The organism is Agromyces litoreus, from assembly GCF_040496015.1.
Lineage (GTDB): Bacteria > Actinomycetota > Actinomycetes > Actinomycetales > Microbacteriaceae > Agromyces > Agromyces litoreus.
The window spans coordinates 1-19,376 of record NZ_JBEPKA010000005.1; the positions used below are offsets into that span (position 1 = coordinate 1).

Annotated in this window: 17 protein-coding genes and 1 pseudogene; 10 read left to right on the forward strand and 8 right to left on the reverse strand. The window is 74.6% G+C overall.

What is annotated here, in order from left to right; genetic code table 11:
- Both ABME01_RS05370 and ABME01_RS05375 read left to right on the forward strand, forming a co-directional pair.
- Positions 1-767: pseudogene (locus ABME01_RS05370) on the forward strand (hypothetical protein); the annotation flags it as partial.
- Positions 751-2,190, forward strand: a complete 1,440-nt coding sequence (locus ABME01_RS05375; protein ID WP_353827340.1) for a DUF5719 family protein — start codon at positions 751-753, stop codon at positions 2,188-2,190. The pseudogene ABME01_RS05370 and the gene ABME01_RS05375, both read left to right, overlap by 17 nt.
- A 61-nt stretch (positions 2,191-2,251) precedes the next feature.
- Here the strand turns inward: ABME01_RS05375 and ABME01_RS05380 are convergent, their stop codons facing one another.
- Positions 2,252-2,620, reverse strand: a complete 369-nt coding sequence (locus ABME01_RS05380; protein WP_353827341.1) for a hypothetical protein — start codon at positions 2,618-2,620, stop codon at positions 2,252-2,254.
- A gap of 120 nt (positions 2,621-2,740) precedes the next feature.
- On the opposite strand from ABME01_RS05380, the gene ABME01_RS05385 reads away from it, so the two are divergent.
- The 3 genes from ABME01_RS05385 to ahcY are packed head-to-tail and all read left to right on the forward strand — an operon-like array spanning position 2,741 to position 5,933.
- Positions 2,741-2,956: a DUF3499 family protein gene (locus ABME01_RS05385; RefSeq protein ID WP_353827342.1), complete on the forward strand. Its 216-nt coding sequence runs from the start codon at positions 2,741-2,743 to the stop codon at positions 2,954-2,956.
- Positions 2,953-4,386, forward strand: a complete 1,434-nt coding sequence (locus ABME01_RS05390; protein WP_353827343.1) for a phosphomannomutase/phosphoglucomutase — start codon at positions 2,953-2,955, stop codon at positions 4,384-4,386. Before ABME01_RS05385 ends, ABME01_RS05390 begins: the two co-directional genes overlap by 4 nt.
- A 59-nt stretch (positions 4,387-4,445) precedes the next feature.
- A complete protein-coding gene (gene ahcY / locus ABME01_RS05395) occupies positions 4,446-5,933 on the forward strand; it encodes an adenosylhomocysteinase (RefSeq protein WP_353827344.1) in 1,488 nt (495 codons plus the stop codon).
- A 15-nt stretch (positions 5,934-5,948) separates the two neighbouring features.
- Here the strand turns inward: ahcY and ABME01_RS05400 are convergent, their stop codons facing one another.
- Entirely contained in the window at positions 5,949-6,800 is an 852-nt protein-coding gene (locus tag ABME01_RS05400; protein WP_353827345.1) for an RDD family protein, read from the reverse strand.
- Between the two features lie 17 nt (positions 6,801-6,817).
- On the opposite strand from ABME01_RS05400, the gene ABME01_RS05405 reads away from it, so the two are divergent.
- Positions 6,818-7,813 carry a stage II sporulation protein M gene (locus tag ABME01_RS05405; RefSeq protein ID WP_353827346.1) on the forward strand — a complete coding sequence of 332 codons (996 nt, stop codon included), beginning with the start codon at positions 6,818-6,820 and terminating at the stop codon, positions 7,811-7,813.
- A 99-nt stretch (positions 7,814-7,912) separates the two neighbouring features.
- Here the strand turns inward: ABME01_RS05405 and ABME01_RS05410 are convergent, their stop codons facing one another.
- The 6 genes from ABME01_RS05410 to ABME01_RS05435 all read right to left on the reverse strand — a co-directional run bounded on the left by ABME01_RS05410 (position 7,913) and on the right by ABME01_RS05435 (position 14,251).
- On the reverse strand, positions 7,913-8,698 hold the full coding sequence (locus ABME01_RS05410) for an aquaporin (protein ID WP_353827347.1): 786 nt from the start codon (positions 8,696-8,698) through the stop codon (positions 7,913-7,915).
- Positions 8,699-8,829: 131 nt separating this feature from the next.
- A complete protein-coding gene (locus ABME01_RS05415) occupies positions 8,830-10,164 on the reverse strand; it encodes a DUF58 domain-containing protein (RefSeq protein ID WP_353827348.1) in 1,335 nt (444 codons plus the stop codon).
- A 1-nt stretch (position 10,165) separates the two neighbouring features.
- Positions 10,166-11,137: an AAA family ATPase gene (locus tag ABME01_RS05420; RefSeq protein ID WP_353827349.1), complete on the reverse strand. Its 972-nt coding sequence runs from the start codon at positions 11,135-11,137 to the stop codon at positions 10,166-10,168.
- Positions 11,134-12,384, reverse strand: coding sequence for a DUF4350 domain-containing protein (locus tag ABME01_RS05425; RefSeq protein WP_353827350.1), 1,251 nt, complete (start codon positions 12,382-12,384; stop codon positions 11,134-11,136). The genes ABME01_RS05420 and ABME01_RS05425 overlap by 4 nt, the downstream gene beginning before the upstream one ends.
- The gene (locus ABME01_RS05430; protein ID WP_353827351.1) at positions 12,381-13,046 is read right to left on the reverse strand and encodes a DUF4129 domain-containing protein; all 666 of its coding nucleotides are present in this window, start codon (positions 13,044-13,046) and stop codon (positions 12,381-12,383) included. The genes ABME01_RS05425 and ABME01_RS05430 overlap by 4 nt, the downstream gene beginning before the upstream one ends.
- Positions 13,037-14,251 (reverse strand): DUF7847 domain-containing protein, encoded by a 1,215-nt coding sequence (locus tag ABME01_RS05435; protein WP_353827352.1) that lies wholly within the window; start codon positions 14,249-14,251, stop codon positions 13,037-13,039. Before ABME01_RS05435 ends, ABME01_RS05430 begins: the two co-directional genes overlap by 10 nt.
- Before the next feature lie 138 nt (positions 14,252-14,389).
- Here ABME01_RS05435 and mtrA point away from each other — a divergent pair, with 138 nt between their 5' ends.
- From mtrA to ABME01_RS05455, 4 genes are all read left to right on the forward strand, one after another.
- On the forward strand, positions 14,390-15,070 hold the full coding sequence (gene mtrA / locus ABME01_RS05440; protein WP_353827353.1) for an MtrAB system response regulator MtrA: 681 nt from the start codon (positions 14,390-14,392) through the stop codon (positions 15,068-15,070).
- Positions 15,071-15,077: 7 nt separating this feature from the next.
- Positions 15,078-16,766 carry an MtrAB system histidine kinase MtrB gene (gene mtrB / locus ABME01_RS05445; protein ID WP_353827354.1) on the forward strand — a complete coding sequence of 563 codons (1,689 nt, stop codon included), beginning with the start codon at positions 15,078-15,080 and terminating at the stop codon, positions 16,764-16,766.
- Complete coding sequence (locus tag ABME01_RS05450) at positions 16,759-18,462, forward strand: LpqB family beta-propeller domain-containing protein (protein ID WP_353827355.1); 1,704 nt, start codon at positions 16,759-16,761, stop codon at positions 18,460-18,462. Before mtrB ends, ABME01_RS05450 begins: the two co-directional genes overlap by 8 nt.
- A 105-nt stretch (positions 18,463-18,567) precedes the next feature.
- Positions 18,568-19,356 (forward strand): ComF family protein, encoded by a 789-nt coding sequence (locus tag ABME01_RS05455; protein ID WP_353827356.1) that lies wholly within the window; start codon positions 18,568-18,570, stop codon positions 19,354-19,356.
- The last annotated feature ends 20 nt before the right edge of the window (positions 19,357-19,376 follow it).

Here is a 19,376-nt window from a genome sequence, read left to right on the forward strand (position 1 = left end):
GGCTCCGTGCCACGGTGGAACGCGGCCCCGGCGCGACGCTCGACGAGCAGTCCACGCTGGCCTCGACGCAGCGGATGCTCACCGGCAGGACCGAGGAGATCGCCACCCTCGCGGGCAACCTCGCCTCGCGCAGCGGCTACGACGCGACCGGCGCGGTCGACGACCTCGGACTCGCGTTCGTCCTGCTCGCTCCGGCGACCGAGGATCCTCGTGCGGTCGCCGTCGAGCAGCGGGCCCGTGCGGCACTCGACGGCAACGCGCAGGTCGCCAGCGTCGGCGAGACCGAGTTCGGGCCGCTCTGGCGATTCGCCGACGCGGAGCCCGGCCCGGCGGTGCCGCCCCCGAGTCCGCTCGCTCGGTGGATCGTCGCGGGCCAGATCCTCGTCGTCGGTGCGGCGGTGCTCCTCTCGATCCCAACCGGCGGCGGTCGCGAACCCGACCGCCGACCAGCGTCGGTGCGCCGTCGGCGCCGTCGCGGAGGTCGCGGAGCCGGCTCATCGGATCATGCGGGCGAGGGCGACGTCGGCCCGGACGACGCAGCTCCGCGGGCCGACGCGCCGCAGGAGGGCGCGGGTCCGGCCGCGGGCGTCCGTTCCGACGAGGACCTCGATCCGGCCGACGACCGCGACCCGCGGGAGGACGCGGCCACCGACCGGGAGTCGACGCCCGACGCCGCCGAGGCATCGATCGACCCCGACGGGGCTCGGCGTGCCGCGCACGTCGGCGCGCCGGACGACGAGGGAGGCGACCATGCCGGCGAGGCGTAGCGTACTCCGGGCGATCGGGCGCGGGGCTGCCGCGCTCGCCGTCGTCGGCGCCGCGGGAGGCGCGCTCGTCGCGGCCTCCGTCCTGCCGCTGCCCCGGGTCGAGGCCGAGCCGCCGTCGACCGTCGTCCAGCCCGCCGAGAGCCGCCAGCTCCGGGTGTGCCCGGGCCCGCTGCTGACGCTCGCGGACGACGCGACGCAGGCGACCGACGTGCGATCGGCGGGCCCCTCGACGCTGGCCATCGCCGCCGACCCCGCCGACGCGGCGGTCGAGCAGCGACCGCTCGAGGTGCCCGACGACACCGGCGGCGGGCAGGAGGGCGCGCCGACCGCCATCTCCGCGCAGCCCGGCGCGGTCCAGGCCGGCATGCTCGCGGGCACGCAGTCGCAGTCGGTGGACGCCGACTCGCTGCGCGGCCTGGCCGTGGCCGCGTGCGCCGAGCCGTCGTCCGACTCCTGGCTCGTCGCCGGGGCCACCGACGTCGGACGCGCCGGCCTCGTGCTCCTGTCGAACCCGGGCGACGTCACGTCGACCGTCGACGTCCGGGTCGTCGGCTCCACCGGTTCCGTCGAGGCGCCCGCCGGCCTCGGGATCGTCGTGGCCCCCGGCACCCAGCGGATCGTCTCGCTCGCCGGGCTCGCCCCGAACCTCCGCACCCCGGTCGTGCACGTGACGAGCACCGGCGCCCCGGTCGCGGCGGCGCTGCAGCACTCGGTCGTGCTCGGTCTCGAGCCGGCGGGCGTCGAGCTCTCGACCCCGGTCGCGGCTCCCGCCGAACGCCAGGTCGTGCCGGGCTTCAGCGTCGTCGACCGGCGCGGGGTCGATCCGGGCGACGACGAGGCGGCCGGGGACGACCACCCCGCCCTGCGGCTGTACGCGCCGGGCGGCGAGGAGACGGCTGCCGTGGTCGAGGTGCGGGACGAGCAGGGACGGGCCGTGGCCAGTCTCGAGGTCGGGCTCACCGCGGGCCGGGCCATCGACCTGCCGCTCGGTTCGCTCGCCCCGGGCACCTACTCGATCCTCATCCAGGCGGGAGCGCCGGTGATCGCGGCCGCGCGTTCCACCGTGCTCGGCGAGGGCGACGATCCCATCGTGGCCGACCTCGCCTGGGCGGGGTCGACCGGGGCGCTCCTGGACCGCGCGGTCGTGGCGGTGCCATCGGGCCCGGGCAGCGTCCTCTGGCTGGCCAACCCCACGGACGCGACGATCGCGGCGACCGTGTCGACCGAGTCGGGGGAGCGCATCGTGGAGGTGCCCGCCGAGGGCGGCGCGTCGGTGCAGGCCGCGCCGGGCGGTCGCCTGGTCCTCGAGGGCGTCGAGGGCCTGCACGCCGCGCTGACCTACCGCGGCCAGGGCGCGCTGGCATGGGCGTCGGTCGCTCCGCCGGGTGCGCTCGACGCGCCCGTGCGGGTGTTCCCGCAGTGAGGGCGGTCGGACCGGGCCGCGTCGAGGCGATCGGACCCGGTCGCGACGAGGGACCGGCCGGTCAGAAGTGCCGGTACCTGCCGGGGGCGAGCTCCCACGGGTCGCGGCCGAGGAAGTCGCCGACGGCTCGGAACACGCAGCTCTCCACGAGCAGCTTCTCGTCCTTGTCCTCGCCCTCCTGCGTCCGCAGGAAGCGCACGATCGGGAGCCGGAAGAAGATGATCCGCCGCTCGTCGTGGTGGACCTTCCATCGGTCGATGTGGTCGTCGTGGATGGCCTCGGACGGAGCGTCCGCCACCTGGAACGACACGCCACCGAGCTCGGGCCAGAGGCCGCGCAGGTACGCCGCGGTCGACGCCACGGTGAGGTCGAACTCGTCGATCCTGGTGCGCAGCGGAGGAAGGTGCGGGCCCGTGACGGCCGAGCGCATGCCACGACCGTGCCGATCGCGGGAGAGTCGCCGGGACGATGGCGCCGTCGCGGCGACACGACGGGAACGTGGCATGGCGTCCATCGTACCGGCCCCTCGCATCGCTACGCTGGTGGCGCCATGAGACGTTGTTCGCGCACCGCATGCACCGCAGAGGCGGTCGCGACGCTGACGTACGACTACGCCGATTCGCTCGCCGTCCTCGGTCCGCTCTCCCTCGTGCGCGAGCCCCACTCGTACGACCTCTGCGCCGTGCACGCCGGTCGCACCTCCGCGCCGAGGGGGTGGCAGGTCATCCGGCACGCGACCGTCGGTGAGGTAGGGTTCACCGCATGAATCCCCCCGCTCAGACGGGCGCTCGTTCGCGCCTCGAAACGATCGTCAAGGCCTACGACGTCCGCGGCATCGTCGGCGACGTCCTGACCGGAGACGTGGTCGAGGCCATGGGCGCGGCCTTCGTCGACGAGGTCGGCGCCGCCGGCGGGCGGGTCGTCGTCGGCCACGACATGCGGGACTCCTCGCCGGGATTCGCCGAGGCGTTCGCGCGCGGCGCGACCGCCCGCGGCGCCGATGTCGTCGCGATCGGGCTGTGCTCGACCGACGAGAGCTACTTCGCCTCCGGCTCGATGTCGGCGCCGGCCGCGATGTTCACGGCGAGCCACAATCCGGCCGTGTACAACGGCATCAAGTTCTCGCGCGCCGGGGCGCAGGGCATCTCGCTCGACACGGGCCTGGCCGCGATCCGGGACCGCGCCGCGGCCTACCTCGACGCCGGACTTCCGACGTCCGATGCCCCGGGTCGCATCGAGCGGGTGGACGTCCTCACCGACTACGCGACGCACCTCCGCTCACTGGTCGACCTCGGCGGCATCCGGCCCCTGAAGGTCGTCGTCGACGCGGGCAACGGCATGGGCGGGCTGACCGTCCCGGCCGTGCTCGGCGACGCGGCCGGGCTGACGCGCCTCCCGCTGGAGATCGTGCCGCTCTACTTCGAGCTCGACGGCACCTTCCCGAACCACGAGGCGAACCCCCTCGACCCGGCGAACCTGGTCGACCTGCAGCAGGCCGTCCTCGAGCACGGCGCCGATCTCGGGCTCGCGTTCGACGGCGACGCCGACCGGTGCTTCGTCGTCGACGAGCGCGGCGAGGCCGTCGATCCCTCGGCGGTCGCCGCGATCGTCGCCCTCCGCGAGATCGCGCGCGTCCGCGTCGCGGGCGAGGCCCAGCCGACGGTGATCCACAACCTCATCACCTCGCGGTTCGTCGCGGAGACCGTGACGGCGGTCGGAGCCGTCGCGGAGCGCACCCGCGTGGGCCACTCGCTGATCAAGGACCGGATGCACGAGACGGGCGCGGTCTTCGGTGGCGAGCACTCCGCGCACTACTACTTCCGCGACTTCTGGGGCGCCGACAACGGCATGCTCGCCGCGATGCACCTGCTCGCCGAGTTCGGCTCGCAGCCCGAGCCGCTCTCCACGCTCGCCGCCCGGTTCACGCCGTACGCGCTCTCCGGCGAGATCAACTCGACCGTGTCCGACGTCCCCGCCGCGTACACGCGGATCGTCGAGGCGTTCCGGGGTCGCGTGGAGTTCGACGAGCTCGACGGGCTCACGGCCACTGGGGTGACCGCCGAGGACGAGCCGTTCTGGTGGTTCAACGTTCGTCCGTCGAACACCGAGCCGCTGCTGCGGTTGAACGTCGAGGCCGAGGACGCCGCGACGATGGCGACCATCCGCGACGAGGTGCTCGCACTGATCCGCGCCTGAGCGGGCGCGTCGCGGCGCAGCGGATGCCGCGGCGCCGCGCGGCTGCGAGAATGGGGCCCATGACGCTCGCCACGCCCTCCGCGACATCCGCACTGCCCTTCAAGGTCGCCGACCTCTCGCTCGCCGAGTCGGGCAGGCACCAGCTCCGCCTGGCGGAGAACGAGATGCCGGGTCTCATGGCGCTGCGGGCCGAGTACGGCTCGTCCAAGCCGCTCGCGGGCGCACGCATCGCCGGCAGCCTCCACATGACCGTGCAGACCGCGGTGCTCATCGAGACGCTCGTCGCGCTCGGCGCCGAGGTGCGCTGGGCGAGCTGCAACATCTTCTCCACGCAGGACGAGGCCGCGGCCGCCGTGGTCGTCGGTCCGGACGGCACGGTCGACGAGCCGCGAGGCGTGCCCGTCTTCGCCTGGAAGGGCGAGACGCTCGAGGAGTACTGGTGGTGCACCGACCGGATCTTCGACTGGTCCGCCGAGGCCGAGGCGGCAGGTGCCGACTGGATCGGACCGAACATGATCCTCGACGACGGGGGCGACGCCACCCTGCTGGTGCACCGCGGCCGCGAGTTCGAGGCGGCGGGGTCGGTGCCGGCGGCGACGGACGGCGCTTCGGCCGAGTACCGGGTCGTGCTCGACACGCTGCGCCGCTCGCTCGAGGCCGGTCCGGACCGCTGGACGAGGATCGCCGACGAGCTCCGCGGCGTGACGGAGGAGACCACGACCGGCGTGCATCGGCTCTACGAGCTGCACGCCGCCGGGGAACTGCGGTTCCCGGCGATCAACGTGAACGACTCAGTGACGAAGTCGAAGTTCGACAACAAGTACGGCATCCGCCACTCGCTGCCCGACGGACTGAACCGCGCGACCGACGTGCTCATCGGGGGCAAGGTCGCCTTCGTCGCGGGCTACGGCGACGTCGGCAAGGGGGCCGCGGAGGCCCTGCGCGGCCAGGGCGCCCGCGTGATCGTCTCGGAGATCGACCCGATCAACGCGCTGCAGGCCGCGATGGACGGATACCAGGTCGCCCGGCTCGAGTCCGTGGTCGACCAGGTCGACATCCTCGTGACCGGGACCGGAAACAAGGACGTCGTGCGACTCGACCACCTGCTGGGTCTGAAGCACCAGGCGATCGTCGCGAACGTCGGGCACTTCGACAACGAGATCGACATGGCCGCGCTCGAGTCGCTCGAGGGCGCCGAGCGGGTCGAGATCAAGCCGCAGGTGCACGAGTGGCGGTTGCCGAACGGACGCAGCATCCTCGTGCTGTCCGAGGGGCGGCTCATGAACCTCGGCAATGCGACGGGGCACCCCTCGTTCGTCATGTCGAACTCGTTCGCCAACCAGGTGCTCGCGCAGATCGAGCTCTGGACCCGCCCCGAGGCGTACCCGGTCGGCGTGTACGTCCTGCCCAAGCGCCTCGACGAGAAGGTGGCGCGCCTGCACCTCGACGCGCTCGGCGTGGAGCTCACGGAGCTCACCCCCGAGCAGGCAGCGTACATCGGCGTCCCGGTCGACGGGCCCTACAAGGTCGACCACTACCGGTACTGAGCCCGTCGCGTCGGGTCAGCGCTCGGGGAAGCCGGTGGGCCGGGCCTCGAGGATCGGGCCCAGCTGCCGGACCCGGGCGTCGACGAGCGCCAGCGCGGTGAGGTCGCGCTCGCGGCGCAACGCGGCAAGGGCGGCGAGGAAGAGCTCGGGGTCGGCCTGCGGAACCGGAGCCGCGAACGCCGCCGCCTCCTGCGCCAGCGAGGCGGCGACCCGTGCGCGGCTGGCCGGGGCCAGCTGGGGCGCGCTGCGCAGGAACGAGGCGATGCGTCGGGCGAGCGGGTCGGGCAGTCGGCCGACATCGGCTGTCGCCGCCCAGCCCGCGAGCGGGGCGGGCACCCCCGACGCGAGCGGCACGTAGGCGCGCACCCGCTCCACCTGGCCGTGCGTGCCGGCCAGCAGGTCGCCGAGGCGCTTGGAGTCGGGGTTCAGGAAGCCCACGAGCATCGCGAGGCCGCCGAACGTGAGCCAGATCTCCAGGACGCCGACCATCGCGCGGATGAACGAGTGCCGGAAGCCCGTCGCTCCGCCGTCGTCCCGGACCACGCGGACGCCCATCGCCAGCTTGCCGAGCGAGCGTCCGCGCGACGCGGTCTCGACCGCGGTGGGGGCGACGACCAGCAGCAGGACCGCCAGCGAGATCCCGACCGCGCGCAGCGCGGCGTCGTCGAGGTCGAGGCGCGACACCGCGAGCAGCACCAGGACGGCCACGACCACGGTCGCCAGGACGTCGATCGCGGCGCCGCCCGCGCGCATCACTGCGCTCGCCGGCCGGAGGTCGAGCGCAACCGCTTCGCCGGTGAGCACGCCCTCGTCGTCGAGCACGTGACCGGGCCGCTGCAGGACCCGATCTGAGGCGGGGACGGGCATGGCTAGTATTCAAGCAGATGGACCTCGACGCCCTCGCCACCGCCCGCCACGACGACTGGCAGCGGCTCGACGCGCTCGCGCGGCGCTCGCGCCCGACCGGCGACGAGGCCGACGAGCTGATCGAACGGTACCGCGCCGCGTCGGCCGATCTCTCGCTGGTGCAGACCACGGCCGGCTCGACGGCCCTCGGCGAACGGCTCTCGCTGACGCTCGCCCGGGCCCGGCACCGGTTCACCGGCGTCGCCGACGACCCGCTGCGGCAGTTCTCGCACTTCGCCCTCGTCGCCCTGCCCGCCGCACTGTACCGGATCCGCTGGCTGACGCTCGCCGTGGCGGCGGCCACCTTCGTCGTCGCCGCCCTCTACGCCGTGTGGGTGCTCGCCGACCCTCGCGTCCTCGCGAACCTGGGCAGCGAGGAGGAGCTGGCCGAGCTCGCCGAGCGCGGCTTCGTCGAGTACTACTCGGAGAACCCCGCCGCATCCTTCGCGGGGGCGGTGTGGACGAACAACGCGTGGATCGCGGCGCAGTGCGTCGCGTTCGGCATCACGGGCATCTGGGTTCCCTGGGTGCTCCTCCAGAACGCGCAGAGCCTCGGGATCGTGGCCTCGATCATGATCGCCTACGACGAGGCCGACACGTTCTTCCTCTACATCGCCCCCCACGGGTTGCTCGAGCTGACCTGCGTCTTCGTCGCGGCCGCGGCCGGCCTGCGCATCTTCTGGGCGTGGGTGGCGCCCGGGGCACGGACGCGCGGCGAGGCGGTCGCGGCCGACGCGAGGGCGCTCTTCACCGTCGCGCTGGGCCTGGTGTTCTTCCTCTTCCTCGCGGGCCTCATCGAGGGCTTCGTCACGCCGGCGCCGTGGCCGTGGCCGGTGAAGATCGGCATCGGCGCGTGCGCCCTCGGCCTGCTCCTGTTCACGATGCTCGTCCTCGGACGTCGCGCGGCGCTCGCCGGGGAGACCGGGGACCTGCCGGAGTTCGAGGCCGGCGCGCGACGGGCGACCGCGGGCTGATCGCGTCCGCCGACCGGGTGCGGGCCGGCCCGAGACGACGACGGCGGATGCCCGCGTCGGGGCATCCGCCGTCGCCCGGTGATCTCCGGGGTCGCCCGTTCAGGCCGCCAGGACCGCCTCGGCGTCGGCCGCGCGGGAGAGCGTCGCCGGTCGCTCGAACAGCACGCGGAACAGCAGGCCGGCGATGGCCGCGCCGGCGATGGGCGCAGCGAAGGAGGCCCAGAGCTGCGTCAGCGCCTCGCCGCCGGCGAAGACCGCGGTCGCGAGCGAGCGGGCGGGGTTGAACGAGGCGTTGCTCACCGGGATGAACGCCAGCGCCATCGCGGTGAGGGTGAAGCCGATCGCGATCGGCGCGAGGGCGCCTGCGCCGCGGGCGGAGGTCGCGCCGAGGATCACAAGCACGAGGACGGCGGTCGCGAGCACCTCGGCGACCAGGAACGCCCCGAGGCCGAAGCCGGCGGGGGAGAGGGCGTCGAAGCCGGTGGAGACGCCGCGGAAGGCGGTCGCGACCTCGGCCGCGGGGCCGTTCACGAGGATCGCGGCGAGCGCGGACGCGGCCACGAGGCCGCCGACGGCCTGGGCGATCGCGTAGCCCGCGACGTCCTTCCAGGCGAAGCGTCCGGCGACCGCGAGGCCGATGCTCACCGCCGGGTTGAAGTGGCCGCCCGAGACGGGACCGAACGTGAAGGCCGCGGCGATCACCGACATCCCGAGTGCGATCGCGACGCCGAGGAGCCCGACGTTCATGCCGCCCTCCCCGCCCGCGAATGCGGCCGCGTACAGGCCGGTGCCGATGAGGCCGAACACGAGCACGAAGGTGCCGAGGGCCTCGGCGGCGAGCCTCTGGACGATGGTGGGCGTGGCGGACGCGGGCGCGTCGGACATGAGCGTTCCTTTCGGTGGCGTGGAGGACCGGCGCGCGAACCCCCCGGCGCACCGACCGAACCCTATCGGGGGGCGCGGGCACGGGGCGACTCGCTGAGGTTCCGTCGCGAAACCTCGTGTCGCGTCGCGCGTCAGAGCCGGCCGGCGGCCTTCAGCGCCAGGTAGTGGTCGGCGAGGGCGGGCGGGAGCGCCGCCGGCCCCGCCGACACCGTCGACGCGCCGAGTCGCCGGATCGCGGCGTCGACGCGGTCGGCGTCCAGCCTGGCGCGCTCCGCGGCGGCGGCGGCGTACACCGTGGACCGCTCGTCCCGTCGGTGCACGGCGTCCTCGAGCGCGGGGTCCACGACGGACGCCACCACGACCCGGTGGTTCGAGGTCAGTTGCGGCAGCACGGAGAGCAGCCCGCGAGCGCCGCCGGGCGAGTCGACCGCGGTGAGCAGGACGACGAGCGCGCGCCGGCTCGTGACGGCGCGGACCTGCGCGGGCACGCCGGCCCAGTCCGCCTCGATGAGCTCCGCGTCGACGTCGGCCATCGCATCCACCATCCGCGCGAGCAGGTCCGCTCCGCCCGCACCGTGCACGCGCCCGCGCAGGCGGCGGTCCCAGAGGACCAGGTCCACGCGGTCGCCCGCGTGGCCCGCGATCGCGGCGAGCAGCAACGACGCCTCGTACGCCGTGTCGAGCCGCGGCTCGTCGGCGATGCGCGCCGCGGCGGCGCGGGAGGTGTCGACGACGATGACGATGCGGCGGTCGCGCTCGGGCCGCCACGTGCGCACCATCAGCTTGGCCGTGCCGGGCGACTCCGGGTCGGCCCGCCGGGCCGTGGCTCGCCAGTCGATCGACCTGGCGTCGTCGCCGCGCACGTACTCGCGGAGCGAGTCGAACTCGGTGCCCTGGCCGCGAACGAGCACCGGCGTGCGACCCTCGAGCTCGCGCAGGCGGGTGAGACGCGACGGCAGGTGCACCCGAGAGGCGAAGGGCGGCAGCACGCGCAGCCGACCGGGCGCGGCGAGCGTCGCCTGGCGGGCCCACAGGCCGAGCGGCCCCCGGGAGCGGATGGTGACGGACGACGTGACGCGATCGCCGCGTCGCGTCGGGGTGAGCCGCTGGCGCACCCGGCGGCCCTCGCCGGCGGGGACGACGACCCGCATCCGGTTGCGACCGGCGACGCCGGCCGACGGGGGCCAGCCGTCCCGGACCTCGGCTCGCAGCACCCGCGGCCCGAGGTTGCGGATCACGAGTTCGGATGTCGCGCGCTCCCCGAGTCGCAGCCGCGCGGGGAGCTCGCGCCCGATCGCGACGCGGCGCGGCGAGGCCGCGAGCAGGAGGTCTGCGCACCCGGCGAGCACGGATGCGATCAGCCAGAGGGCGAGCACCGCCCACGCCGTCCGCGCCTCGCGCCCGAGCAGGACCACGGGGACGACGCCGAGGGCGACGAGCAGACTGAACCGTCCGGTGAGCGCCATCTCAGAGCGGCACCTGCACCTGCTGCACGATCGCGCGCAGCACCTGGTCGACCGACACGCCCTCGAGCTCCGCCTCGGGCCGCAGCTGCACCCGGTGCCGCCAGGCCGGGAGCAGCATGGCCTGGACGTGGTCGGGCGTCACCCGTTCGACGCCGGTCAGCCACGCCCACGCCTTCGCGGCCGCGAGCAGGCCGGTCACGGCGCGCGGGCTCACGCCGAGCCGCATCGACGGACTGCGACGGGTCGCGCGCGCCAGGTCGACGACGTAGGCGAGGACGTCGTCGGCGACGCCGACCCGGCGGCAGGCCGCCCTGGCCGCCGCGAGCTCATCCGCGCCGAGCACGGGCTCGACGCCCGCGGCGGCGAGGTCGTGCGGGTCGAACCCGTCCGCGTGGCGGCGCAGCATCGCCACCTCGGCCTCGCGCTCGGGCACTTCGAGCACGAGCTTCAGGAGGAAGCGATCGAGCTGGGCTTCGGGCAGGGCGTAGGTGCCCTCGTACTCGATCGGATTCTGGGTCGCGGCGACGAGGAACGGTGCGGGCAGCGGCCGTGTGACGCCGTCGGCGGAGACCTGTCGCTCCTCCATGGCCTCGAGGAGGGCGGACTGCGTCTTCGGCGGCGTGCGGTTGATCTCGTCGGCGAGCAGCAGGTTCGTGAAGACGGGTCCCTCGCGGAAGGCGAACTCGCCCGTCCGCGGGTCGTACGCGAGCGACCCGGTGACGTCGCCCGGCATCAGGTCGGGCGTGAACTGCACGCGCCGCGTCTCGAGCCGCAGGGTGCGGCTGAGCGTGCGCACGAGGAGGGTCTTGGCGACGCCGGGCACGCCCTCGAGCAGGACGTGCCCGTCGGCGAGCAGCGCGATGATGAGGCCGGTCACGGCGCCGTCCTGGCCGACGACCGCCTTGCCCACCTCGGTGCGCACGTGGTCGAGGCCGGCGCGCAGCTGCGCATCGTCGGGGGTCGGGTCGGTCATGGTCGCCTTCCTGTCGGGTCGGTCCGGGCGTGGCCGGGGTCGGGGCGGATCGCATCGCGAACGGCGCGCTCGAGCTCGGCGAGCTCCCGCGCGAGCCGGACGAGATCGGCGTCGACGGTGGGATCCTCGTCGACGAGCAGCGCGCGGACGGAGGTCGCGGGCATGCCGGATTCCCGCGCCGCGGCGGCGGCGACGACGCCCACGTCCGCCGACCGGGGCAGTCGCAGTGCGACGACGAGGCGCCCGATCGTGCCCATCCGGAGCTGGTCGACCGCGTGGAGCCGGGCGCCGCTCCGGGCGTACAGTCGCGCCCGGCCCTCCACGGTCTCGGAGGCGGGCACGTGCACGGGGAGGTCCTCGACGACGAGCGGGCCGAACCGGCGGCCGCGCCAGACGCCGGCCGCGATCGTCACGACGGCGAGGAGCACGAGCACGGGGGAGGTCCACGCCGGGATCAACTCTGGCAGCGTCGGAGCGTCGGCGGCCACCGCGTCGCCCGGTCCGGGCAGGTACCACGCGACGCGGTCGCGGCCGCCGAGCAGGCCGATCGCGAGCGCGGCGTTGCCCGCTTCGTCGATGCGCTCGTTCGAGAACGGGGTCGTCGCCCCGACCAGCACGACGTCACGGCCGTCCGGCGAGGTGCCGGCGACCAGCGCGAACCCGTCGTCCTCGCCCGGGAAGCACCCGCGGAACCCCGTGTCCGGGCCGGCGTCGTCGATGCGGAGCGCGCGCTGGCCGTCGGAGAGCGCGACGGCGCGCACGGCCGCCGGCAGGTCGCAGGATGCCGCGTCCGGCGCAGCGCCGAGCTCGCCGGCGAGTCGAACGCCCGGCGCGAGCTCCTCGAGCGTCGCGAAGTCGGGGCGGGCGACGACGATCAGCTCGGCGTCGCGGGCCAGGCGCCGCACCCCGTCGCGACCCAGGAAGCCGAACTCGTCGTGCACGAAGACCGTCGCGCCCGCCCGGGCGGCGGCGAGGGCGGAATCGAGGCTGCGGACCGGCTCCACCTCGACCCCACGGTCGGCGAGGACCCGGGCGAGCGCCTGCGCCCCACCCGGCCCGGCCCCGTCGGCGGCGAGGCTCCCGCCCGGGGCCCGGAGGGCGCCCTGCAGGGCCAGGAGCGCGAGGGCGCCCGCGACGAGCACGATCGCGAGGAGGAACCACGTGCGCCGTCGACGGAACGCGGTGCGGAGGTCCGGTGTGAGGACCTCGGCGGCGTCTACGCCCTCGACGGCGTCCGGTCGGCTCACGTCCGCACCCCGATCGGAGGCAGAGGAGTCGGCGGGCGGCTCGCCGCGAGCTCGGCGTCGAGCCGGGCGATCGCGCGATAGGTCCCCTCGACGCCCGGGCGGCCCAGGTAGCGCACCTCGTCGAAGCCGTCCGCGGCGCGTGCGAGCGCCGTGCCCTGCGCCGGGAAGCGCTCGGCGGCGGCGCTGGCCACCCCGTGCGCCGTGGTCCCGGGGTGCACGCTCACGAGCTCGCGCTCGACGAGGCCGCGCGCGAGTGCACGGAACCGCTCCTCGATCGCGAGGGTCCAGTCGGCCGCGGCCGCGGCACGGTCGGCGGCGGCGCGGAGCGTGGCGGCGTCGCGGAGGTCGGCGTCGTCGAAGAGCGGGACCATGTCACCGGCGCGGCGCCGGAATCGGGGAAGGCCGAACACGACCAGCGCGATGATGACGAGCGCTGCGACGACGATCACGGCGAGCAGCGCGAGCGCGGGCGTCGGCAGGCCCGTCGCGGAGTCGAACAGGTCGGCGATCCAGTCCCTGACGGCCTGGGCGACCAGGTCGAACGCGGTCGGCTCGGCGGCGCGGTACTCGGGCTTCGCGAGCTCGCCCACCACCCAGTCCCGCGCCTCGTCCGCGTCCGGAACGAGGGGCGGCTCGGCCGTGATCGCGGAGGTCAGGGCCACGTCGGAGCCGTGCCCGCGGCCGGCGCCGGGCCCGTGGTGGCCGCGGGGGCGTCGGGCGGCGGCGCGAACGGGTCGCCCACGGGACGGCCGGCGTCGCGCTCCTCGACGTGGCGTTGCAGCTCGAGGTCGAGGCCCTCCGAGCGCATCCGGAGGTCGAGGTAGATGACCGCCACGAGCGCGGCCTGGACGACCGCCGCGATCGCGCCGATCAGGACGGAGAGGACCGCCCCGATCACGGTCGTCGCGACGATCACCGCCGTGTACGTGGCGCCCTGCGCGGGATCGAGGATCGCGGCGAGGATCGCGCCGGCGAAGGTCGGCACCTGGACGACGCCCTGCGAGACCGTCGACACGATGAGGCCGACGAGGAGGATGAGCCCGAAGGTCCGCCAGAAGTAGCCGGTGGTGAGCCGCCACGAGCGGCGGACCGCGCGGCCGATGCCGGCCCGTTCGAGCACGATCGCGCTCGGCACGAGCGCGAGCTTCGTCCCGAGCCAGGCGCCGAGGGCGACGAACCCGAGCCCGAGCAGGAGCATCACGAGGAAGCTGCCGATGAGCGCCAGCGGGTCGGGGGCGATCAGCGCGGTCGCGATGAAGATGCCCGCGAGCACGCCGAACGCGAGCAGCGTCGCGGCCCCCACGATCAGGGTCCAGCCGATCAGCGGGCGGATGCGCGCACCCGCCCGCCGCCACAGCGCGCCGAACCGCAGGCGCTCGCCGAGCGTGCCCGTCGCGACCTCGATGATCATCACGCCCTGCAGGAACGCCCCGGCGACCACCGTGATCGCGACCGGCACCAGCGAGAGCAGGAGCAGCCAGGCGAAGCTCCCGGCGAGGACGGCGTCGGCATCCTGGGCCGAGGCGGACTCCACCCGTGAGACGGCGGTGACGAACCACGGGACGAACACCGCGGCCGTGGCGACGGCGCTGACCAGCTGGACCACGAGCCCCGTACCGAAGACCGGGGCCGGGTTGCGGCGCAGCGTCCGGAAGGGCGCCCAGAGCAGCGTGCCGAAGCCCATCGGGCGCAGCGGCAGGAGCCCGGGCTTCGGCGGAGGGGTCCACCCGTAGCCGGCCGTGGCGGCTGGAGCGGGGGGAAGCGGCGGGGGAACGGGGCCGTACGTCGGCGGAGCGGTCGGCGCGGTCGGCGTCGCATCGTCGGCGCGTGCGGGAGGAGCGGGGGGATGCCACTGCTGGTCGGACACGTTCGTCGGGCTCCTTCCGAGGATGCCCCCAATGCTGCCACAGCCCCGCGCGGGCGGTCCGCGGGTGCGCAACGGCTACGCTGGGTGCCACAGGACCCGCCGCCCGGCCGCGCGCCGGCACCCACGGAGAACGAACGCATGACGCCTCGCGTACTCGTCGTCGACGACGACACCGCCCTCGCCGAGATGATCGGCATCGTGCTGCGCACCGAGGGGTTCGACCCGATCTTCTGCGCCGACGGCGAGGGCGCCCTGGGCGCCTTCCGCGAGTCGCGGCCCGACCTCGTGCTGCTCGACCTGATGCTGCCGGGCATCGACGGCATCGAGGTGTGCGGGCGCATCCGCGCCGAGAGCGGGACGCCGATCATCATGCTCACGGCGAAGAGCGACACCGCCGACGTCGTCAAGGGCCTCGAGTCCGGCGCCGACGACTACATGGTCAAGCCGTTCAACCCGAAGGAGCTCGTCGCGCGGATCCGCACGCGGCTCCGCCCCGCTCCCGACGCCGCGGTCGAGACGATCGCGGTCGGCGACCTGGAGATCGACGCCGCCGGTCACGAGGTGCGCCGCGGCGACGACCGCATCAACCTCACGCCGCTCGAGTTCGACCTCCTCCTGACCCTCGCGTCGAAGCCCCAGCAGGTGTTCACGCGCGAGATGCTCCTCGAGCAGGTCTGGGGCTACCACTACAAGGCCGACACCCGCCTCGTGAACGTCCACGTCCAGCGCCTGCGCGCCAAGATCGAGCACGACCCCGACAACCCGCGGATCGTGACGACCGTCCGCGGCGTGGGCTACCGCGCCGGCGCCACGACCTGAGGCCCCCGTGTCCACCGCGGTCAACCCGGCGGAACGCGCCGCCGCGTGGGCCCGCGGGCGGGCGCAGCGGCTCAGCGTCGTCTGGCAGCGGTCCCTCCAGTTCCGCACCGTCCTGATCACGCTCGTGCTGTCCGGGTTGGCGATCCTCGTGATCGGGGTCACGATCTCCTTCACGGTCGCCTCGAACCTGTTCCAGAACCAGGTCGACCAGATGCTCGCGTCCACGGCGACGGCGCGCTCGGCGGCGCAGGACGTCCTCGATGCCTCGGACGCGGCGGATCGTGCCACGGTGCAGGCCGTCACGAGCTCCGCGCTCGAGACCGTGATCGGCGTGTCCGGCAGTGCCGACATCGCGCTGTTCCGCGAGCCCGGCACCGCGCCGTCCTCGTTCGCGCCGCCCGACGTGCTGAGCCCCGACCTCGGCGGCGGGAAGATCTCGCCCGAGCTCCGCGAGCGCGTGCAGGAGAACCCCGACGCCCAGTTCTGGCAGTCCATCGAGCTCGCAGGTCCGGACGGCGAGCCGGCGCCCGGGATCGTCGTGGGCACCGACCTCGTGATCCAGGAGGCCGGCCGCTACGAGCTGTACATCGGCTACGACCTCGCCGACGCGACGCAGACGCTCGCGTTCATGCAGCTCACGGGTGCGATCGGCGCGGTCGCGCTCATCGCGCTCCTGAGTGCGATCACGCTCGTCGTGGTGCGCTGGGTGATCGAGCCCATCCAGGCCGTCGCGGCCACGAGCCGTCGGCTGGAGGCCGGCGACCTCGGCGTCCGCCTGCCGGTCAAGGGCGAGGACGAGCTCGCCGCGCTCGCCGAGTCGTTCAACGGCATGGCCGACACCCTGCAGGCGCGCATCCGCGAACTCGCCGAGCTGTCGGTGATGCAGCAGCGATTCGTGAGCGACGTCTCGCACGAGCTGCGGACGCCGCTGACCACCATCCGACTCGCCGGCGACGTGCTCTACGGGCAGCGCGACGACTTCCCGCCGGCGACCGCGCGGACGGCCGAGCTGCTGAAGACGCAGACCGAGCGCTTCGAGACGCTGCTGGCGGACCTGCTCGAGATCAGCCGCTACGACGCCGGTTCGGTCGAACTGGAGTCCGAGCCCACGAACCTCGTCAACCTGGCGGCGGAGTCGATCGAGTCCATGCACGCGCTCGCCGACGAGCACGGGAGCGAGCTCAGGCTGCTCGCCCCTGGCGGCCACCTCGACGCCGACGTCGACCCGCGTCGCATCCGGCGCATCGTGCGGAACCTCATCGGGAACGCGATCGAGCACGGCGAGGGCCGGCCGATCGTCGTCGCGGTCGACTCGAACGAGGCCGCGGTCGCCCTCTCGGTCCGCGACTACGGCTTCGGCATGAGCGAACAGGCGGTGGCGCGCGTGTTCGACCGGTTCTGGCGAGCCGACCCGAGTCGGAAGCGCTCGATCGGCGGCACGGGCCTCGGGCTCGCGATCTCGCTCGAGGACGCCGTCGCGCACGGCGGGACCCTCGACGTCTGGTCGCGCGAGGGACGCGGCACGGTGTTCCGCCTGGTGCTGCCGCGCGAGCGGGGCCGCCCGCCCGCGATCCCGCCCCTGCCGCTGGAGCCGTCGGACCCCGACGCCACCGGACCGATCGGCGCGCCGACCTGGGGCGGCCACGAGGTCGCGCCTGCGCCGGAGCCGGCGGCGGAGGAGGTCCGGGATGCCTAGGCACGCTCGCGTCCGCGCGGTCCGCACCGGCCTGGCCGCGCTCGCTTCGACGCTGCTCGTCGCGCTCGCGGGCTGCGCGTCGATCCCGACCGAGGGCCCGGTCAACCAGGGACTCACCGAGACCGCTGAGCAGCGCGTCGACGTCGACATCCTGCCGCGCGGGCCGCGCGAGGGCGCGACCCAGCAGCAGATCCTCGAGGGCTTCATCGACGCCGCCGCGAGTCCGACGGGCAGCTACGAGATCGCCCGCCAGTTCCTCACCCCGGCGTTCTCCGACGAATGGCAGTCGGACGAGGCCGTGACCATCGACGTGCTCGCGGACCGGTCGTTCACGCAGCTCGGCGACGACCTCATTCGCATGCGGGCCGTTCCGCAGGCGAGCCTCGCGGGCAACGGGCAGTACCTCGAGACCGGGTCGACCGAGCCCGTGCAGCTCGAGTACCGCTTCGAGCTCGTCGACGAGGAGTGGCGCATCTCGGCCGCGCCGCCGGGCGTGCTCATCGACGAGACGAGCTTCGGGCTGGCGTACCGCGCCTACACGCTCACCTTCTTCGACCCCCAGCTGCGGTTCGCGGTCCCCGACGTGCGCTGGTTCGCCGGCCGGAGCTCGGCGCAGACGAGCATCGTCCGCGCCCTGCTGGCCGGGCCCGCCGAGTGGCTCGAACCCGCGGTCGTCTCGGCGTTCCCGGAGGACCTCGCGCTCGACCCGGCCACCGTCCCCGTCTCGAACGGCGTCGCGGAGGTCTCGCTGCAGGGGGCCGCGTTCGACAACCTCCGCACCATCCAGCTGATGCAGTACCAGCTCTCGGAGAGCCTCGCGGGGGTGCGCAACGTCCGCGACGTGCGGCTCTCCCTGAACGGCGTGCCGCTGGACCCGCCCGACCTGCAGACCCCGCCGGAACGCACGCAGCGCGTGGACTCCCGTCCCGTCGTCTACGACGGGGAGTCCTTCGGGTACCTCTCCTCCACTGGCAGCGCCGTCGCGCCGATCGACGGCGTGTCGGACGCGGTCGTCGCGCTCGACCCCACGGGGGCCGCGGTCGGTGCCGGGGGATCGGCCGTCGCGGTCGGCGCCGCGGACGGGGTGTACCTCGTCGCCGACGGCGCCGATGCGGTGCAGCTCGATCCCCGCGAGGACCTGATCACCCCCGCGCTCGACGTCGACGGGATCACGTGGTCGGTCCCGCGCAGCGCACCCGACCAGCTCGCCTGGTTCGCCGACGACGGCACGGAAGGGCAGATCGGCGTGCCGTGGCGTGCGGATGAGATCGTCTCGCTGCAGTTCTCGCGGGACGGTACCCGCGCGGTCGCCCTGCTCGCCGATGGTGGGCGCACCCGCGTCGTCGCGGCCTCGGTCCGGCGTGACGAGGCGGGACGGCCGGTCGAACTCAGCGCGGTGACCCTCGAGCTCACGGGCTCGGGCGGAACGCCGCTGGACGTCGCCTGGCTCGACGCGAACACCGTGGGCACCCTGACGGCGACCTCGGCCGGGGAGACCCGGCTCGCGCTGCAGCAGCTCGGAACGCCGGGGAGCTCGCGGGAGGGGCCGGAAGCGGGGATCGAGCTCGACGGGGCGAACAGCGTGCGCGACGTCCGCGTCCTCACCGCCGAAGGCGATCTCGCGACCGGCGCGGGCGTGACCTGGCAGGTCCAGGCGCGCGACCTCCGGTTCCTCGCGACGCAGCAGACCGACTGACGTCCCGGCTCCGACCGGTCCTCCACCGGGCCCTCCGAGGGGTGCGAGCGCACGGATGCGCTCTCCGCGCGGCCCCGGCGGGGCCGCGCGGATGAAGCTGGCGCCATGGACGAGGCGGTGGGGCGACGGGGCGCCGCGGCTTCGCGCCCGGGGATCGAGGCGGTCCGCACCGCGCTCGTCGACGCCGCGGCCGTCCTGCTGCCGGTGGCCTGCGCGGGGTGCGGTTCGCCCGACCGGGGGCTGTGCGAGGGCTGCCGCGCCGCGCTCGCTCCGCGCCCGGTGCGCCTGGAGCGGCCGGGACCGCCGACCTGGGCGGCGCTCCCGTACGCGGGCGAGGTGGCGGAGGTCGTCCGCGCGTTCAAGGACGACGGGCGGACGGATGCCGCGGGCGTCCTCGGCCGCGCGCTCCGCGCCGCGCTCGCCGCGTCCTGCGCGGAGCTGCAGGACGGCGCCGCGCGCGAGATCGCGACCGTGCCCTCCACCTCGAGCGCGCGTCGACGACGCGGGTACGACCCGGTCCCGCTCCTGGTCAGGCGGTCGGGATTCGCGCCGGTGAGCGTGCTCCGAGCCCGTCCCCGCCGGGACCAGGCCTCGCTCGGCCGCGAGGCCCGCGCGGCCAACTCGGCCGGCTCGTTCGTCGCCCCGCGCCCGTTGCGCGGGCGCCGATTCGTGCTCGTCGACGACGTGCACACGACCGGCGCCACGGTGACCGATGCCGTGCGCGCCATCCGCGCGGCCGGGGGATCGGTGGACGCGGTCTCAGTGCTCGCGAGCACGCCGCTGAGAATCGGCAGGGCGTCCCCGGACGGCTGGCGATCGGGTGGTGACATCCACGACCTCGGGGGCTACGGTGTCAGGACAGGCGTGGTCGAACCACCCTTCAGAACCGGGTGACGCGCCGGTGAACGGAGGTT

Bases quoted from the DNA above. Each gene is read 5' to 3' on its own strand.
- ABME01_RS05400 (WP_353827345.1), bottom strand. From the start codon at position 6,800: ATGCCCGTCCCCGCCTCAGATCGGGTCCTGCAGCGGCCCGGTCACGTG.
- ABME01_RS05450 (WP_353827355.1), top strand. From the start codon at position 16,759: ATGCCTAGGCACGCTCGCGTCCGCGCGGTCCGCACCGGCCTGGCCGCG.
- ahcY (WP_353827344.1), top strand. From the start codon at position 4,446: ATGACGCTCGCCACGCCCTCCGCGACATCCGCACTGCCCTTCAAGGTC.
- ABME01_RS05390 (WP_353827343.1), top strand. From the start codon at position 2,953: ATGAATCCCCCCGCTCAGACGGGCGCTCGTTCGCGCCTCGAAACGATC.
- ABME01_RS05415 (WP_353827348.1), bottom strand. From the start codon at position 10,164: ATGGCGCTCACCGGACGGTTCAGTCTGCTCGTCGCCCTCGGCGTCGTC.
- mtrA (WP_353827353.1), top strand. From the start codon at position 14,390: ATGACGCCTCGCGTACTCGTCGTCGACGACGACACCGCCCTCGCCGAG.
- ABME01_RS05420 (WP_353827349.1), bottom strand. From the start codon at position 11,137: ATGACCGACCCGACCCCCGACGATGCGCAGCTGCGCGCCGGCCTCGAC.
- ABME01_RS05380 (WP_353827341.1), bottom strand. From the start codon at position 2,620: ATGCGCTCGGCCGTCACGGGCCCGCACCTTCCTCCGCTGCGCACCAGG.
- ABME01_RS05385 (WP_353827342.1), top strand. From the start codon at position 2,741: ATGAGACGTTGTTCGCGCACCGCATGCACCGCAGAGGCGGTCGCGACG.
- ABME01_RS05455 (WP_353827356.1), top strand. From the start codon at position 18,568: ATGGACGAGGCGGTGGGGCGACGGGGCGCCGCGGCTTCGCGCCCGGGG.
- ABME01_RS05375 (WP_353827340.1), top strand. From the start codon at position 751: ATGCCGGCGAGGCGTAGCGTACTCCGGGCGATCGGGCGCGGGGCTGCC.
- ABME01_RS05405 (WP_353827346.1), top strand. From the start codon at position 6,818: ATGGACCTCGACGCCCTCGCCACCGCCCGCCACGACGACTGGCAGCGG.
- ABME01_RS05410 (WP_353827347.1), bottom strand. From the start codon at position 8,698: ATGTCCGACGCGCCCGCGTCCGCCACGCCCACCATCGTCCAGAGGCTC.